Genomic DNA, 16,496 nt, shown 5'->3' on the forward strand with positions numbered 1-16,496 from the left:
TATGATTCTCAAGTTGTAGTGTGTTTACACATTAAATGCATGCGTATTATACCCGATTATCTGGTATACCTAGGAACGCTTTGAAAGACCCTTTATTCTTATTTTTTGACGTCCCGCACGGAACAACACGAAAATGACACGAACGGTTTGGTGGGTTTTGCTGGGGTTGGCCGTGGCCGTTGGGGGCTACTACGGCTGGTCCCGCTATCAGGCGGCCGACCTGGCCAGCGCCCAGAAATCCGCCGCGCGGCCGCAGCCGATCCGGGTTTCGGTCGCCCCGGTCGAAAAGGCTGATTTTCCGATCTATTTGACCGGGCTTGGCACGGTGCAGGCCTTCAACATGGTGGTCGTGCGCACCCGGGTCGACGGCCAGATCGACAAGATCGCTTTCCAGGAAGGCCAGATGGTCAACCAGGGCGACCTGCTCGCCGAAATCGACCCGCGGCCGTTCCAGGCGGCGCTTGACCAGGCCAAGGCCAAAAAAGTGCAGGACGAGGCCGACCTCGCCAACGCCAATCTCGACCTGCAGCGCTACACCAAGCTCGGCGAGTTCGCGACACGGCAGCAGACCGACACCCAACGCGCAATGGTTGCGCGAATGACCGCACTGATCGCAGCCGACGACGCGGCCATCACCAACGCCCAGACCCAGCTCGATTATACCCAGGTGAAAGCTCCGATTACCGGCATCGTCGGGCTGCGCCAGGTCGATGTCGGCAATATCGTCAATGCCGTTACCCAAACCGGCATCGTTTCGATCACCCAAATCGAGCCGATTTCTGTTATCTTCACCGCGCCAGAAGATCAGCTGCCTTACATCAATGAAGGCCAAGCGGCAGGCGCACTCAAGGTGATCGCGATCACCACCGATGGCAAGAAGCCCTTGGCCGAAGGCAAGCTGGCGGTCATCAACAACCAGGTCGACACCACCAGCGGGACTATTCGGCTGAAGGCGGTGTTCGACAACAAGAACCATGCGCTCTGGCCCGGACAGTCGGTCTTGACCCGCCTTCTGATCAAGACCCTGAAGGACGTCACCGTGGTCCCGGACGACGCGATCCAGCATTCGACCGACGGCCTCTATGCCTACGCGGTCAGCCAGGACAACAAGGCGGAGCTGCGCAAGGTCAAGGTCAGCCAGTCGATCGACGGCCGCTCGGTGGTCGACGAGGGGTTGAAGCCCGGTGAACAGGTCATCACCGGCGGGCAATTCAAGGTTCAGCCGGGCTCGCTCGTCACCACGGCGGTGGCGAGCTCGGATCCGGCGCAAGGCAAGGTCAAGCAGGAATGATCGGCGGCGGGATTTCAGCACCCTTCATCCGCTTCCCCATCGGCACCTCGCTGATGATGGCCGGCATCCTGTTTGTCGGCCTCGTCGCTTATCCCCTGCTCCCGGTCGCGCCGCTGCCGCAGGTCGACTTCCCGACCATCCAGATCACCGCGACGCTGCCGGGCGCGAGCCCCGAAACCATGGCGACCTCGGTGGCGCAGCCGCTGGAACGGCAGTTCGCGCAGATCCCGGGCATCGCCCAGATGACCTCGACGAGCTATCTCGGCACGGCGAGCGTCACCATCCAGTTCGACCTCAACCGCTCCATCGACGGCGCCGCCAACGACGTGCAGGGCGCGATCAACGCCGCCAGCGGCCAGTTGCCGAAAAACCTGCCCTCGCCGCCGACCTATCGCAAGGTCAATCCGGCGGATTCCCCGATCCTGATCCTGTCGGCGACCTCGGACACGCTGCCGCTCACCACCGTCAGCGACGCGATCGACGCGCAGCTCGCCCAGCAGATCAGCCAAATCTCCGGCGTCGCCCAGGTCTTCATCGGCGGCCAGCAGAAACCCTCGATCCGCGTCCAGGTCGACCCGGCGAAGCTCGTGGCCAAGGGCCTGTCGCTGGAAGACGTGCGCAGCGCCATCGCGATCACCACGGTCGACAGCCCCAAGGGCAATATCGACGGCGACAAGCGCTCCTACACCATCTACGCCAACGACCAGCTCCTCGACTCCAAGGACTGGAACGACGTCATCATCGCCTACCGCAACGGCGGACCGTTGCGGATCCGCGACATCGGCCAGGCGGTGACCGGACCGGAGGACGCCAAGCAGGCCGCCTGGGCCAACGGCAAGCGCGGCGTGTTCCTGGTGGTGTTCAAGCAGCCCGGCGCCAACGTCATCGAGACCGTCGACAAGATCAAATCGCTGCTGCCGCGGCTGGTGGCGGCGATCCCGCCGGCCATCAGCATCGAGATCCTCTCAGACCGCACCCAGACCATCCGCGCCGCGGTTGAGGACGTCCAGTTCACGCTGGCCCTGACCATCTTCCTGGTAGTGATGGTCATCTTCGTCTTCCTGCGCAGCTTCTGGGCGACCGTCATCCCGACCGTGACCGTACCGCTGGCGCTGTTAGGTGCCTGCGCGCTGATGTGGGTGTTCGGCTACACGCTCGACAACCTGTCGCTGATGGCGCTCACCATCGCGGTCGGCTTCGTGGTCGACGATGCCATCGTGATGCTGGAAAACATCACCCGCTACATCGAGGAAGGCGAGCGGCCGCTTGCCGCCGCTTTCAAGGGCGCAAGCGAAATCGGTTTCACCATCGTGTCGATCAGCATCTCGCTGGTGGCCGTGCTGATCCCGCTGCTGCTGATGGGCGGCATCATCGGCCGCCTGTTCCGCGAATTCGCGGTCGTGCTGGCGATGACGATCTTTGTCTCCATGGTGGTGTCGCTGACGTTGACGCCGATGATGGCCTCGCGCTTCCTGCGCGCGCACGGCGAAACCAGGCACGGCAAGTTCTACCAATGGAGCGAACGCGCCTTCGACGGGATGCTGCACGCCTATGAGCGCGGCCTCGACCTTGCGCTGCGCTGGAAGTTCACCACGCTGATGATCTTCTTCGCGACCGTCGGCCTGTCGGTCTATCTGTTCGTGATCATCCCGAAGGGCTTCTTCCCGCAACAGGACGTCGGCATGATCACGTCGACCTCCGAAGCCTCGCAGGACATTTCCTTCGCGGCCATGAAGGACCGCCAGGAAGCGCTCGGCAAGATCGTGATGGCCGACCCCGATGTCGCCACCTCCGCGATGTTTATCGGTGGCAGCGGCCGGGCCGGCAACAATGGCGGCATCTTCATCACGCTGAAACCGCGCAACGAACGCAAGGCCAGCGCCCAGCAGATCATTGCGCGGCTCCGCCCCAAGCTGGAGCAGGTCCAGGGTGCCCGGCTTTACATGCAGGCGGCGCAGGACGTGCGGCTGGGCGGCCGGCCGACCCGCACCCAGTTCGAATTCACGCTGCAGGACGCCAACCTCGCCGAGCTCAACGAATGGGCGCCCAAGATTCTGGCGAAGATGCAGACGCTGCCGCAGCTGCGGGACGTCGCGACCGACCAGCAAAGCCAGGGCACGACGCTGGACCTGAAGATCAACCGCGACACCGCCTCGCGCTATGGCATCCAGCCGCAGCTGATCGACGACACGCTGTATGACGCGTTCGGCCAGCGCCAGGTCACGCAATATTTCACCCAGCTCAACAGCTATCACGTGATCCTGGAAATCCTGCCCGAGCTTCAGGGCAAGCTGGATTCGCTGGACAAGATCTACATCAAGTCGCCGACCACCGGCGATCAGGTGCCGCTTGCGACCTTCGCGAAATGGACCACCGTGCCGGTCCGGCCGCTCTCGATCAGCCACCAGGGCCAGTTCCCGGCGATCACCATCAGCTTCAACCTCGCGCAGGGCGTGGCGCTCGGCCAGGCCACCGATGCGATCCAGAAGGCGATGGTCGACCTCGGCGCGCCCGCGACCCTCAATTCGAGCTTCCAGGGCACCGCGCAGGCGTTCCAGCAGTCGCTTGGCACCGTGCCGCTCCTGATCCTGGCCGCGCTGGTCGTGGTCTATCTGATCCTCGGCATCCTCTATGAGAGCTACATCCACCCGCTGACCATTTTGTCGACGCTGCCCTCGGCGGGCGTCGGCGCGCTCGCGATCCTGATGGCGTTCGGCTACGACTTCAGCCTGATCGCGCTGATCGGCATCATCCTTCTGATCGGCATCGTCAAGAAGAACGGCATCATGATGGTCGACTTCGCCATCGCCGCCGAGCGCGACGAGCACCTCACGCCGGAGCAGTCGATCCGCCGGGCGGCCCTGCTGCGCTTCCGGCCGATCATGATGACCACCATGGCGGCGATGCTCGGCGGCGTGCCGCTGATGCTCGGCACCGGCACCGGCTCGGAAATCCGCCAGCCGCTGGGCTATGCCATGGTCGGCGGCCTGATCGTCAGCCAGGCGCTGACGCTGTTCACGACGCCGGTCATCTACCTCTATCTCGACCGGCTGAACAACGCGTTTGCGAATTGGGGCAGCTCCGATGCAACGCCTGATGAGGGCGATGCCGAGCACGGCTCGGTCAAGCAGGCCGCCGAATAGCCCGCAAACGAGCGCGCCTTCCACGACGAACCAAGCCGCTCCTTCGGCGGCCGCAGCGAGAACGGGGGCTCGCGCCGCCTACTGCCTTGCCATCTGCGCATTGCCGACCGCCTCGCCGTCGAGCTTCTGGTCCTCATGCATAACGACCGTGACCTTGGCGAGCGCGCCTGTGAATTCGAACGGGGCCTCGTAATGCGACACCGGGCTGCCGCGGTCGCGCCCGATGTCGAGCCCCGACCACGAGATCAAATTGTGGAAGCCGAGCTGGGTCTGCAGGCTGCCGGCGGGCTCGCCGTCGATCAGCAGCGTGTATTCGCTCACCCCTGTGCGCGCGCCCTTCGCCGGCGGCTCCTTGCGCACCAGCCGCTCGACACGAACGCCGAGGCAGCGCGCACCTGATCCCACCTTGCGCTCCGAGCGCACGACCTGATGCGAACCGCCGATATTGAGATCGTGCACCAGGAAGCCGTCCTTGATGTAGAGGCTGTAGCCGGAGGTGGCGTCGCCATGGGCGATCAGCACGCCCTCGGCGCCGCCGGCGTCGATCTCCACATGCGCCTCGACGGTGTAGCTGCGGCTGCGCACATCGGGGGCGACGTCGGTCGGCACATGGCCCATGCCGGCGTGGAAGGTGAAGCGGTTGCGCGCGCCCTGGAAGCGCGCGGCGTTCTCGGCAAAGCGCGGGCCGAAGCGGTCGTCGAGCGGCAGCACCTTGTGCTTCTCGGCCTCGCTCCACCACAGGGCGACCATCTCGGCGAGCCGTTCGGGTTCCCTGGCCGCCAGATCGCTGGTTTCGGAAAAATCCTGGTCGAGATGAAACAGCTCCCACTGGTCGTTCTCGAACGGCGTGCCCGGCGGATGATAGGTGACGGCCTTCCAGCCGCCCCGCCAGAGCCCGCGATGGCCGAACATCTCGAAATATTGCGGCGAGGCTTTTGACGGCGCCCCGGCATCCTTGATCGAGCGCGCAAAGCTCTCGCCTTCGAGCGGCATCTGCGGACATCCCGCGATCTCCTTCGGCGCGTCGATGCCGACAAGCTCGAGCAGTGTCGGCACCAGGTCGCAGGCATGGACGAACTGGTGGCGCATCTCGCCCCCAGCCTCGATGCGCTTCGGCCAGGACAGGACGAAGGGATCGCGGATGCCGCCACCATGGGTGTTCTGCTTGTAGCGGCGCAGCGGCGTGTTCGAGGCCATCGCCCAGCCATGCGGGAAATTGGAATGCGTATCGGGGCCGCCGATGTCGTCGATGCGGGCAAGCTTCTCGCTGACAGGCTCGGGCTTGAAATTGTACGGCCCCATCGCGTTGATGAAGCCGAGCGGGCCGCCCTCCTGGCTGGCGCCGTTGTCCGACATCACGATGACGAGCGTGTCGTCGCGGACGCCTGATTTCTCCAGAAAGGCGATCAGGCGGGCGAGATGGCGATCGGCATGGTCGAGCATGCCGGCGAAGGCGGCCTGCAGGCGCGTGAAGACGCGCTGCTCGTCGTCGCTGTGCTCGTCCCAGGCTTTCACGCCGTCATTGCGCGGCGGCAATCGGGTGGTCTGGGGCACAAGCCCCATCGCCTTCTGCCGCGCCAGGCGGCGGTCGCGCTCGATGTCCCAGCCATCCGCGAAGACCTCGTCGTAGCCCGCGATGATGTCGGCGGGAGCCTGATGCGGCGCGTGGCAGGCGCCGAACGCGACCCAGGTCAGCCACGGCAGATCGGGCCGATCAGCGATGTGGTCGCCGATGAAGCGGATCGCCTGGTCGACGAGGTCGGCGGTCAGATGATAGCCGCTGGCATGGTTGCCCGGCGGATCAATATGCGTGTTGTCTGACACGAGCTCCGGCGCGTACTGGTCGGTCTCGGCGTCGAGGAAGCCGTAGAAGCGGTCGAAGCCGCGGCCGAGCGGCCAGCCGTCGAACGGCCCGGTCGCGCCGCTCTCGGTGAGCGGGGTGACGTGCCACTTGCCGACCATGTAGTTGCGATAGGCGTGCGCCCGCAGCATTTCCGCAAGCGTTCCCGCCTCGCGGGCGATCTTGCCGCGGTAGCCGGGATAGCCGGAATCGAAATTGGCGAGGCAGCCGACGCCGACCGAATGATGGTTGCGCCCGGTGAGCAGCGCCGCGCGCGTGGTCGAGCACATCGCCGTGGTGTGGAAGCCGGAATAGCGCAGGCCTTCGGCGGCAAGCCGATCGATGGTCGGGGTCCTGATCGGCGAGCCGTAGCAGCCGAAATCGGAGAAGCCGACATCGTCGAACAGTACGACCAGGATGTTGGGCGCGCCGGCCGGCGGCTTGATGGCCGTCGGCCACCAGGGTTTTGAGCTCGCAACCGTCTTGCCGATCGTGCCGCCAAACGGCGTGTCGCTGGCTGCGCCCATGCGTCCCTCCCTTAGCCGGCGCCTCGCGGTGGACGACCGCCGCTCACCTCCGCGTCGACGCGATTCGGATTGCGTTAAATAATAATCCGAATTATGATTATGATCGAGCGGAGATGCAAGCGCCCATGCGGCTGGAAACAGGAGAACTCGACCTCCCCGGTGTCACCCCGTCGCGGCAGAAGCGCAGCCGCGCGACGACGCTGGCGCTACTCGAAGCCGGCGCCGACATGCTGAGGACCCGCGGCCTCACGGAGCTTTCGATCGAAGCCCTCTGCGCCAAGGTCGGCGGCACCGTGGGCGCCTTCTACAGCCGGTTCGAGAGCAAGGAGGCCTATTTCAACGCCCTGATGGAGATCGCCGCGCGCGACGGGGCGCGCCGGCTTGCCGCACTCGATCGGCGCGGCACGCCCGGCGACGCCGAGCTTGCCGATCTCTGCCGCGGGATCGTCAGCGGCATCGTCGGCTGGATCCGCACACATGAGGGCGTGCTGCGCGCGGCGCTCCAGCACGACGACACAAGGCCGGACAAATGGACGCCGTTCAAGCGGCTCGCGCGCTCAAACGCCGAACGCGCCACCCCTCTCCTGCTGCCGCTCATGGGCAAGGGCCGCAAGGCCGCCAAGACGCGCGCCATCGCGTTCGGATTCCAGGTCGTGCTGGGAACGCTGGTGAATGCGATCATCAATGATCCCGGCCCGCTGTCGCTGCATGACAAGGAGATGGAGACGCGGCTTGCGAGCTGCCTCGTGCTGCTGCTGGAGGCGGAGGCGGGTTGAAGGCGGCGCGGCCTTACGGCTGCGGCTTCAGGCCGTCCCGAGATAGGCCTTCTGCACCTGCGGGTCCTCGGCGAGGGCTTTCGCGGTGCCCGACAGCACGCTCTTTCCGACCTGCAGCACGGTTGCGAAGTCGGCGACCTCCAGCGCAAGCTCGATCGACTGCTCGGCGAGCAGGAGCGTCAGGCCCTCGCGATGCAGCCGGCCAAAAGTCTCGTACATCGTCTCCACCACCGCCGGTGCCAGGCCGAGCGACGGCTCATCAAGCATCAAGAGCTTCGGGTCGCTCATCAAGGCCCGGCCGACCGCGAGCATCTGCCGTTCGCCGCCCGACATGGTGCCGGCGCGCTGCTTGCGCCGCTCCTTCAACTGCGGAAAGACTCCGTATACGCGCTCCAGCAGCGCCGCGGCGCGCGCCTTGTCGCGCAGCGGCGTGGCGCCGAGCAGCAGATTGTTCTCCACGCTCTGCTGCACGAACAGCCGCCAGCCTTCCGGCGACAGCGCGAGCCCCTTGCGCACGATCGCAAAGGCGCTCTGCCCCGCGATGGCCTCGCCGCGAAAGCTGATCGAGCCCGAGTGCACCGGGATCAGCCCGGCGATGGCGTTGAGCGTCGTGGTCTTGCCGCCGCCGTTGGAGCCGAGCAGCGCCACCACGCTGCCCTCGGGCACCTCCAGCGACACGTCGGACACGCCAATCAGGTCGCCGTAGCGCACCTCCAGATGCTCGATCCTGAGCAGCGGTCCGGTCATGGTTCGTCCGCTCGTGGCTCGGGGACGCCCATCAGCTCGATCGGGGTGTGGCCGGCGGCAGCCTTGGCGGCGCGCGTGCCGAGATAGGCGGCGATCACGGCGGGGTTGCTGGTGACCTCACGCGGGGTGCCGCGCGCGATCTCGCGGCCCTGGTGGAACACCACGACCCGGCTCGCCAGCGACATGATCACTTCCATGATGTGCTCGACGATCACGAGCGTGATGCCGGAGCGGTGGATATCGCGCACCAGTTCGATCGCAAGCTGCACCTCGCGCTGGGTCAGCCCGGCCATGGCCTCGTCGAGCAGCAGGACCTTCGGTTCGGTCGCAAGCGCGCGCGCAATCTCCAGCCGCTTGCGGCCCGGCGTGCCGAGCGAGCGTGCCGGCGCATCCGCAAGGCGCGCCATGCCGACGCGCGCCAGCACCGCGCGCGCCTTTGCCTCCGCCTCCGCGCGATGCGACGTGCGCAGGAAGGCGCCGATCATCACGTTCTCCTTGACCGACATGCCCTCGAAGGTCAGCGGCACCTGGAAGGTACGCGCGAGCCCGAGGGCTGCGCGCGCTTCCGGCGAGAGCGCCGTGATGTCGTGGCCGTCGAACCGCACGGTGCCGGAGGTCGAGGCGAGATCGCCGGTCAGGCAGTTGAAGAAGGTGGATTTTCCGGCGCCGTTCGGCCCGATCAGGCCGAGGATGTCGCCCTGCTCCAGCGTGACGCTTGCGGAATCGACCGCCTTGAAGCTGCCGAACGCCTTGGTGATGCCGCGTGCCTCAAGCAGCATGGCCGGCTCCCGCCTCGCCTTCCGGCGCCTTGCGGCGCTTCTCGAGCAACTGCCTGATCAGCGTCAGAATGCCGCCCGGCTGGAAGCGCGCGATCAGGACGATGATCGCGCCATAGACCACGAAGGTGAGCCCGGCTCCCTTGCCGCCGAGCAGGCTGTTGGAGATTTCTTCCAGCGGCACCAGGATCGCGGCGCCAACCAGCGGCCCGAACAGGAGGCCGGCCCCGCCGAGCGCCGCCATGATCAGCATCTTCACCGAGATCAGGATGCCGAGCCCCGACTCCGGGTCGACGAAGCCGAACATCATCGCATAGAGCGCACCGGCAATGCTGGTGAGCCCCGCGCTCAGCATGAAGGCGTAGAGCTTGGTGCGGCTTGCGGGCGCGCCGAGCGAGCGCGCGGCGCGTTCGGAGTCCTTGATGGCGCGCAGGTAGAAGCCGATCCGGCTGTTGGTCATCCACCAGGTGATCGCGAGCGTGATGAGGAGGATCGCCAGAAACAGATAGTAGTAAGGCAGCGCCGAGATGAAGGAGAGATCGAAGACGTTGCGCGGCACCGGCGGGCCGCTGAGGCCCACCGCCGCCCCGAGATAGGTGGTGTTGGTGACGATGAGGCGCGCAAGCTCGGCGACCGCGATGGTTGCCATGCTGAAATAATGGCCGGACAGCCGCAGCGTCGGCACGCCGATCACGGCCGCGATCGCGACGCTGAACACGATGCCGGCGGGAATGCCGACCAGCGGCGACAGCGCGAAATGGGTGTAGGCGCCCATCGCGGCATAGGCGCCGCAGCCGAAGAACACGACATGGCCGACCGAGACCTGTCCGGCATAGCCGCCGATGATGTTCCAGGCCGAAGCCGCGATGGCATAGAGCAGCACCAGCGCGCCGAGACGCTGCTGGAACGGGGTCGAGAACAGCAGCGGATAGGCGATCACCAGCGCAAGCCCGACGGAAAGCCAGACGAGCCGCCGCATCACATCTTGCCCATCAGGCCCTGCGGCCGGAACCAGAGGAAACCGAGGAACAGCGTGTAGACCACGATGTCCTTGTAGACCGCACCGATCAGATAGGCCGACAGCGACTCGATCACGCCGATCAGGAGACCCGCGACCAGCGCGCCGGGCACGCTGCCGAAGCCGCCGAGCGACACCGTGACGAAGGCAACGATGGCGAGCGTCTCGCCGACCGTCGGCACGATGTAGAAGAAGGTCGCGATCAGCGCGCCGGCGAGCCCCGTGGCGCCGGCGGCGATCGCCCAGGCCACGGCCTGCATGCTGTCGGGGCGGATGCCCATCAGCTGCGCGGCGGTGGAATCCTCCGCGACCGCCAGCATCTTGGAGCCGAGCGAGGTGCGGGTCAGAAGCCAGTGCAGGCCGAGCGTCACGGCGAGTGCGACCACGCCCGCGAGCAGCCGCGAAGCCTGGATGCGGATGCCGAACAGGTCGAGCGTGCCGCCGACCAGGTTTTCCGGCAGCGTCAGAAAGTTTGCGCCGAACCACCAGAACACCGAGTAGCGCAGCAGCAACGCCAGCCCGAAGGTGCCGAGGATCTGCGCCAGCATCGGCCCCTTCATGACGTGCCGGATCAGCGCGAAATAGATGAGGACGCCGAGCGTCGCCAGCACCAGCATCGCGAGCGGCGCGCCGACCAGGGGTCCTGCGCCGAGCAGCGTGTAGACGACATAGGCGACGTACATGCCGAGCATCACAAAATCGCCGTGCGCGAAATTCACGACGTTCATCATGCCCCAGACCAGCGTCAGGCCCGAGGAGAACAGCGCGTAGACCGCGCCGAGCAGCAGACCGCCGACAATCACCTGGACAAGAACAAGGGACATGCGCCGCGTCTGGTTCCGATGTGGCGGGTTTCCTGCAAAGCTTCCTGCAAAAATGCGCGCAATGGCCGCCTAAAGACTACCAGCCCTTGTATGGCGTGGCCGCCTCCTTGGTGGTCGCGCTCTTCGGCCAGACCGCGACATAGTTCTCGCCATCCTGGAGCTGGATCATGACGCCCGAGGCGAGCGTGTTCTGGCCCTTCTCGTCGAACTTGACGCCCTTGTAGCCCATCATCAGCTGATCCGGCTTGAGGTCGGTTGCGCGCAGCGCCGCCTGGATCTTGGCCGGATCGGTCGAGCCCGCGCGGTCGATCGCGTCCGCCAGCACGAAAAGCGCCTGCATCTGCCGCCCGGCGGTGTCGTCCAGATCGTCGCCGCTCTTCTTCTTGTACATCTCGGCGATGATTGCCGTCGGCGAGCCCGGCGGGCCGACGCTCCAGGACGAGCGGTTGAAGACGCCTTGCGAAATCTTGCCGACCGCCTTGATGAAGGACGGATCGGAATAGCCGGAATCGTCGCCGATGATCATCGGCGGCTTGTAGTCGAGCGCCTGCATGGTCTTGGCATAGAGGATCGCATCCGACGTATAGGCGACCATGATCACGACGTCGGGCTTCTTCTCCTTGAGTTGAAGCACCTGGCTCTGCACGTCGGTGGCATTCACGCCATAGGCGATGTCGAGCGCGATGTTCTGGCCCTTTTCCTTGAACACGCTGGCGATCACGCTGGAGACCGAGGTGCCGTACTCCGTGTTGTCGTGGACGACGGCGACATTGTCGGTCTTGACGCCAGCCGCTTTCATCTGGGCGAGAAAGTCGTAATAGATCCGGGCGAAGTCGGTTGCGACCGGCGTGGTGCGGAAGAACCATTTGAAGCCGCGCTCGGTCAGGTTGGCGGCGACCGACTCGCCATTGACGAAGGGAATGCCGTATTTCTCCGCGATCGCGCTCGCGGTGAGCGTGATGCCGGACTGATAGGCGCCGGTGAGCGCGACCACCTTCTCCTCGGTGACCAGGCGCAGCGCCTGGTTCTGGCCGGTAGCGGGGCTGCCCTGGTTGTCGGCGAACACGACGTCGAGCTTGGCGCCGCCGAGCCCGGCGAGTCCCGCATTCTTCGCCAGCGGGAAATCGCCAAACTCGGGATGCGCATTGTTGATGATGTCGACCGCGACCTCGATCGCGGCCTTGGCATGGATGCCGGCGCTCGCCGCATTGCCGCTCAAGGGGAAGATGGCGCCGATCTTGACCGTCTTGTCCTGCGCTGCGGCTTCGCCCGCGAACACAGCCGACATCGCGGCGGCGCAAAGCAGCCCGATGATATGCCTCAATTTCATCTGACAGTCTCCGAGAACGACCCACCCGTTGCCAGGCTTTTGACAGCCGGGATACGCGCGAGCCGTGTCGGCCCTGCCGCTCCCCCCTCTTGTTGGCCATTCAGCATTGCATGGTCGATTGGCATCGGCAAGTTGCGGCCGCCAGTCGCCGCTCGCGCGATCGCTAGATACTTTGTCGATCAGCGGCGCTGCCTCGCGTGCAGGCAGCATGCCGCTCAGCGCCACGACGCAGGCGGGCGCAACGCGCGGGCCGATGGCGCATTCCGGATTTTCGAAGGCGGTCTCGGCGTGCCGCGGGCTTTCGCCACGAAGGCAACGACCCCAAATCCAAGCGAAAGCCGCCGGGGCCACAGCGCTGCAGCACGCTTGCCAAGCCCGCCATCAAGCGGGTAGAACGGCGCCACCACGAGGCCTTGGCGAATTGCTGTCACCGCATCGCGGGGCCCTGCCGGACGGTTCACTAAATAGTTGAATTTGTTCGGAAATTCCTTGGGGAATGGTGTAACGGTAGCACAACAGCTTTCGGGCTAAACCATTGAAATCTCTCATCCGGTTTTGCAATCCCATTCCATTTTGATCCGGCTGTTTCCGGGCATTTCTGAGCTGTTTGGAAAACTCGCTGCGCGAGGGAATCGACCGGCTGATCAAGTGCAAGAAAGCTCGGTGCGAGGCCGCCCTACCCTGAAACTGCCCCAACCCTTGATCGCAGAAGTCGGGATTCGAGAAGCCAACCTTCTGCAAGAACTCTATCCTTCTCCGGGTCGAGCACCCGCGCGGCGAGCGGAATGCCGGCCCTGTTATTCCTGGGGCAGCCGGAGGAAAAACCGCGGCTCTCTAGCGCGCGCCTTGACGGGCTATGACGCAGTAGCGGTTGGCCTCTTCGGGAGCTCGGACTGGACCTACAGCCGGCCAACAAGAACTCACTACGCTTATTCGGGAGGTGGCGGCAGCTACAGCGCGATCGCCGATCTGCAGATCGGGATGTCCTCCGGGTAGCCAACATCCTTGAGCAAGGTTGCGACCATCGCTTCCGCCTTAGGGGGCGCCAACGGTCCAACGAGTATTTCCTTGATGCTGCCAGGCTCCTTCAGCGGAAGGTCCGCCTCGACGTAGTCCTTGTCTCGGAACGACTTGCGGATGTCATCGAACTTGCCCGGGACGTTCATGATAACGTATCGAGCCTCACGTTCATTTTCGTATTGGAGATGCTTTGCCGTCAGGCAGTTCCACACTAGTTGCGACGCAATGACTTCCTTTTCCATAGCGTTTAGAAATTGGATCAACAGTTCTTTGTCCCTGGGCATTTCAATATTGGCCTTGCCGTATCGGCTGGTAATGTCGGCCGCTTTCTCCATAACAAGCCTGTGGCGCGCCCTCGTTGCCTCGTCACCGTAGATTACGCGGCCGACGTGGAGATTCTCACTCGCCTTGTCGCTCAGCGTGTCCTTGTCCGGCTGCAGCAATGACGGCGCGAACCCGATTGCGAAGCCGAGCCCTTTAGCACCATATTCCAACCACTGCTGACGATCGTCGCGGTGCCTGCTCAGGCTGAACATGTAGAACTCGAACGCGTCCACGATAGAGTTCACCTCCAGCATATCGTCCAAGCCGGTGCAGACGCTGCGCTCGAACGGGTCGTTAGACCAACCGACCGACCTCTTCACCTCGCGCGCAATCTGCAAGGAGTATTCGAACTCGGTCTTGTCGCGCTGGTGCAGATGTCGGAAACACCAAATCTGCTGCTTGCTCAATATCCCGAGTAGGGCCTCCTCGTTCGTATAGTGGTAAAGAGGCCCTGTTGGCGTGCTTTCGTTCTGCTCAACGAGCAGTTGCCGTTGGGACCATGCGCCGAATTCTTCCAGCGCTGCACGGAGCTCGGCTGGCAGGTGGTCATGCCGATTATCGAAAGTGTCGGTCATCCAATTCTATGTATCACGGGAATCGTCCAAAAAAGGGGATGGAGCGCACAAAGCCACTGCTGATCGCCACGAGATCGATGTGGCTCAGCGGCGGGGGCGCACAAATGGGCCTGAGCGGACAAGTTTCATAGGGAGATCTCAGAGGACTGACTTTCAGCCGGTCACTACCACTGCACCCGCGCTTACCCGCTTTGCCAATCAAAACTGGGAGCGCCGAAGTGACGACCGATATCAAGCCTGTCTGGAAGAAAGAATTGCCTCGACTCGTGCTCAGCGAACGCAAGTACAAGAAAGCGCCAACGGCGAGACCGTAGTTACCTTCTGAAGTCGCCGTTCAGTTTCGAGATCGCGACGATATCGGAGGGCGCCTCTGCACGCTCGGCCATGGACATGCATTGCCGTGCGTCCCTCTGCAACTGCAACTCAGCTTCTTACTTTCAGAAGTGAGCGCACGACCTCAGCGACGCAGGATCGACCTTTGGGGCTTGGCCGTCCGTCAAATTCTATCCAGCGACGGCCATCGTCAGCTAGCGTCGGTCAGTCCAGTCCATCATGGGTGCCACAGAAAAACGATAATCTTGCGATTCCAATGATTTACCCTACACTCTCAATGGGATGAAAGAAGAACGTGTGCACTCCAAACTAGACGAGGTTGCACACGTTTGTACCCGTTTTGACCTCTCGGTGCACACATAGTGCACACGAAAGCCGGAGTGCACACGCGTGGCGACCTTCACTCAGTTGGCATCGGGAAACTGGCGCGTCCAGGTCCGCCGCAAGACCCGTTATGTGGCCGAGACGTTCCGACGACGCAAGGACGGAGAAGAATGGGCGCTCGAAATGGAGCGCAATATCGACCGTAACGGCTCCTCCAAGCCCCGGGCCCTGCGCAACGTCCGGACGTTCGGCGACCTGATTGATCTCCACGACAACGATATGCGGGAGGTCGGCAAGCCCCCTCGCCGTTCGAAGGCCGCGGTCATGGAAGCCCTCAAGGACGAGCTGGGGACAGTAAAGCTGCCTCGGCTAGATCGTGAGCGATTGATCGAATTTGGAAGGAAGCGCGCGAAACAAGGCGCCGGTCCCGCAACGCTAGCGATCGACTTGTCTTTCATTCGGACGATCGTTTCGCACGCAGCCGCCGTTCATGGAGTCGAAGTCTCGGCTGAGGAGGTCCGCTTAGCCCGAATTGCGTTGAAACACCTCGACCTTGTGGGTAGAGGCGTCGAACGCGACCGCCGACCGACACAAGACGAAATCGATGAGCTCATCGACTATTTTGAAACCAATCCACGCCAAGTGATCCCAATGGGTCGCATCGTCCGCTATGCAATCGCGACGACAATGCGTCAGGAAGAGATATGTCTACCGCAGTGGCCTGACGTCGATACGAAGAAGCGGCTCGTTTTACTTCGCGACCGAAAGGATCCGCGACACAAAATCGGCAACCATCAAAAGGTCCCGTTACTCAATTTGACGGGATATGATGCATGGGAAATTTTGCTGCAACAGCGGATTATCACCCGAGGTCAAGGGCGACTCTTCCCACACAATCATCGATCTGTCAGCGCCGCGTTTACGCGCGCGTGCAATGAATTGAAGATTGACGACCTTCACTTCCATGACCTTCGCCACGAAGGTACAAGTCGGTTGTTTGAGGCAGGACTCCCCATTGAAAAAGTGGCGCTGGTAACGGGCCACAAAGATTGGCGAATGCTACAGCGCTACACCAATCTAAAGCCTGAAGATCTTCACAAATTGCAGAAGGCGTCTCAGCCGTCGCTGGAAGAATTCATTGAGACGCTAGCAGCCTCCTAGAGGTCCGCAACGTTAGCGAGACGGTCGCGAACATCCGTCGATCGAATGTTATGGAACAGTCCGACCAACTGATAAGCTTTGTGTAATTTTCTTGTCAGTGGTCCACTGGCTCCGGTTGTGCCGCAGTGACTGATCGTTCAGCGTAGCGCGTAGAGAGTTTTGCGAGAGTGGTTGCAGCCCGCAAGCGTAAGAAAGGCTATCGCGAGCGTCCTAAAGGTGCGTAGCTCTGCGTGACCGGCATGCGGCCTCTTCGAGGCCAATGCGCCTGCCTCTGGTGGCGCACGTGACCTTGCCTTCCATGTCCCCATTTCGCGAAACCAGTCTCGCTTTGTCTTCAGGATGCCCTCGGCAACTTCCGCCCGAAGCGCGGCAATCGCCTCAGCAACATGCGGCAGGGCCTTGCCGTTTAAGCAGGATCCGAATGAGAAGTCGGTAGCAACTCCGTCGGTCCTCACACATTTCCATGTATCGCTAGTCGACACCAATG

11 protein-coding genes are annotated in these 16,496 nt (G+C 63.5%); 4 read left to right on the forward strand and 7 right to left on the reverse strand.

Annotated features, from left to right (window positions below):
* Positions 1–133: 133 nt before the first annotated feature.
* Positions 134–1,291: an efflux RND transporter periplasmic adaptor subunit gene (locus tag QOU61_RS22060; RefSeq protein ID WP_289653305.1), complete on the forward strand. Its 1,158-nt coding sequence runs from the start codon at positions 134–136 to the stop codon at positions 1,289–1,291.
* Positions 1,288–4,434 (forward strand): efflux RND transporter permease subunit, encoded by a 3,147-nt coding sequence (locus tag QOU61_RS22065; protein ID WP_289653306.1) that lies wholly within the window; start codon positions 1,288–1,290, stop codon positions 4,432–4,434. Before QOU61_RS22060 ends, QOU61_RS22065 begins: the two co-directional genes overlap by 4 nt.
* Positions 4,435–4,512: 78 nt before the next feature.
* Here QOU61_RS22065 and QOU61_RS22070 read toward each other — a convergent pair whose 3' ends face one another.
* Positions 4,513–6,801, reverse strand: a complete 2,289-nt coding sequence (locus QOU61_RS22070) for an arylsulfatase (RefSeq protein ID WP_289653307.1) — start codon at positions 6,799–6,801, stop codon at positions 4,513–4,515.
* 125 nt (positions 6,802–6,926) lie between these two features.
* Between QOU61_RS22070 and QOU61_RS22075 the strand changes: the two genes are divergently transcribed.
* On the forward strand, positions 6,927–7,577 hold the full coding sequence (locus QOU61_RS22075; protein WP_289653308.1) for a TetR/AcrR family transcriptional regulator: 651 nt from the start codon (positions 6,927–6,929) through the stop codon (positions 7,575–7,577).
* A 27-nt stretch (positions 7,578–7,604) separates the two neighbouring features.
* On the opposite strand, the gene QOU61_RS22080 is transcribed toward QOU61_RS22075, so the two are convergent.
* The 6 genes from QOU61_RS22080 to QOU61_RS22105 all read right to left on the reverse strand — a co-directional run bounded on the left by QOU61_RS22080 (position 7,605) and on the right by QOU61_RS22105 (position 14,191).
* Positions 7,605–8,324, reverse strand: coding sequence for an ABC transporter ATP-binding protein (locus tag QOU61_RS22080; protein WP_289653309.1), 720 nt, complete (start codon positions 8,322–8,324; stop codon positions 7,605–7,607).
* Positions 8,321–9,103 carry an ABC transporter ATP-binding protein gene (locus QOU61_RS22085; protein ID WP_289653310.1) on the reverse strand — a complete coding sequence of 261 codons (783 nt, stop codon included), beginning with the start codon at positions 9,101–9,103 and terminating at the stop codon, positions 8,321–8,323. The genes QOU61_RS22080 and QOU61_RS22085 overlap by 4 nt, the downstream gene beginning before the upstream one ends.
* On the reverse strand, positions 9,093–10,079 hold the full coding sequence (locus tag QOU61_RS22090) for a branched-chain amino acid ABC transporter permease (protein WP_289653311.1): 987 nt from the start codon (positions 10,077–10,079) through the stop codon (positions 9,093–9,095). The genes QOU61_RS22085 and QOU61_RS22090 overlap by 11 nt, the downstream gene beginning before the upstream one ends.
* Entirely contained in the window at positions 10,079–10,942 is an 864-nt protein-coding gene (locus QOU61_RS22095; protein ID WP_289653312.1) for a branched-chain amino acid ABC transporter permease, read from the reverse strand. The genes QOU61_RS22090 and QOU61_RS22095 overlap by 1 nt, the downstream gene beginning before the upstream one ends.
* Positions 10,943–11,018: 76 nt before the next feature.
* Positions 11,019–12,272, reverse strand: a complete 1,254-nt coding sequence (locus tag QOU61_RS22100) for an ABC transporter substrate-binding protein (RefSeq protein ID WP_289653313.1) — start codon at positions 12,270–12,272, stop codon at positions 11,019–11,021.
* Positions 12,273–13,222: 950 nt separating this feature from the next.
* Positions 13,223–14,191, reverse strand: coding sequence for a DUF2971 domain-containing protein (locus QOU61_RS22105; RefSeq protein WP_289653314.1), 969 nt, complete (start codon positions 14,189–14,191; stop codon positions 13,223–13,225).
* A gap of 723 nt (positions 14,192–14,914) precedes the next feature.
* Here QOU61_RS22105 and QOU61_RS22110 point away from each other — a divergent pair.
* Positions 14,915–16,009 (forward strand): site-specific integrase, encoded by a 1,095-nt coding sequence (locus tag QOU61_RS22110; protein WP_289653315.1) that lies wholly within the window; start codon positions 14,915–14,917, stop codon positions 16,007–16,009.
* Positions 16,010–16,496: the final 487 nt, after the last annotated feature.

The organism is Bradyrhizobium sp. NP1, from assembly GCF_030378205.1.
Taxonomy (GTDB): Bacteria; Pseudomonadota; Alphaproteobacteria; order Rhizobiales; family Xanthobacteraceae; genus Bradyrhizobium.

Excerpts from the sequence above, each read along its gene's own strand:
- QOU61_RS22060 (WP_289653305.1), top strand. The coding sequence starts at position 134 with ATGACACGAACGGTTTGGTGGGTTTTGCTGGGGTTGGCCGTGGCCGTT.
- QOU61_RS22065 (WP_289653306.1), top strand. The coding sequence starts at position 1,288 with ATGATCGGCGGCGGGATTTCAGCACCCTTCATCCGCTTCCCCATCGGC.
- QOU61_RS22070 (WP_289653307.1), bottom strand. The coding sequence starts at position 6,801 with ATGGGCGCAGCCAGCGACACGCCGTTTGGCGGCACGATCGGCAAGACG.
- QOU61_RS22075 (WP_289653308.1), top strand. The coding sequence starts at position 6,927 with ATGCGGCTGGAAACAGGAGAACTCGACCTCCCCGGTGTCACCCCGTCG.
- QOU61_RS22080 (WP_289653309.1), bottom strand. The coding sequence starts at position 8,324 with ATGACCGGACCGCTGCTCAGGATCGAGCATCTGGAGGTGCGCTACGGC.
- QOU61_RS22085 (WP_289653310.1), bottom strand. The coding sequence starts at position 9,103 with ATGCTGCTTGAGGCACGCGGCATCACCAAGGCGTTCGGCAGCTTCAAG.
- QOU61_RS22090 (WP_289653311.1), bottom strand. The coding sequence starts at position 10,079 with ATGCGGCGGCTCGTCTGGCTTTCCGTCGGGCTTGCGCTGGTGATCGCC.
- QOU61_RS22095 (WP_289653312.1), bottom strand. The coding sequence starts at position 10,942 with ATGTCCCTTGTTCTTGTCCAGGTGATTGTCGGCGGTCTGCTGCTCGGC.
- QOU61_RS22100 (WP_289653313.1), bottom strand. The coding sequence starts at position 12,272 with ATGAAATTGAGGCATATCATCGGGCTGCTTTGCGCCGCCGCGATGTCG.
- QOU61_RS22105 (WP_289653314.1), bottom strand. The coding sequence starts at position 14,191 with ATGACCGACACTTTCGATAATCGGCATGACCACCTGCCAGCCGAGCTC.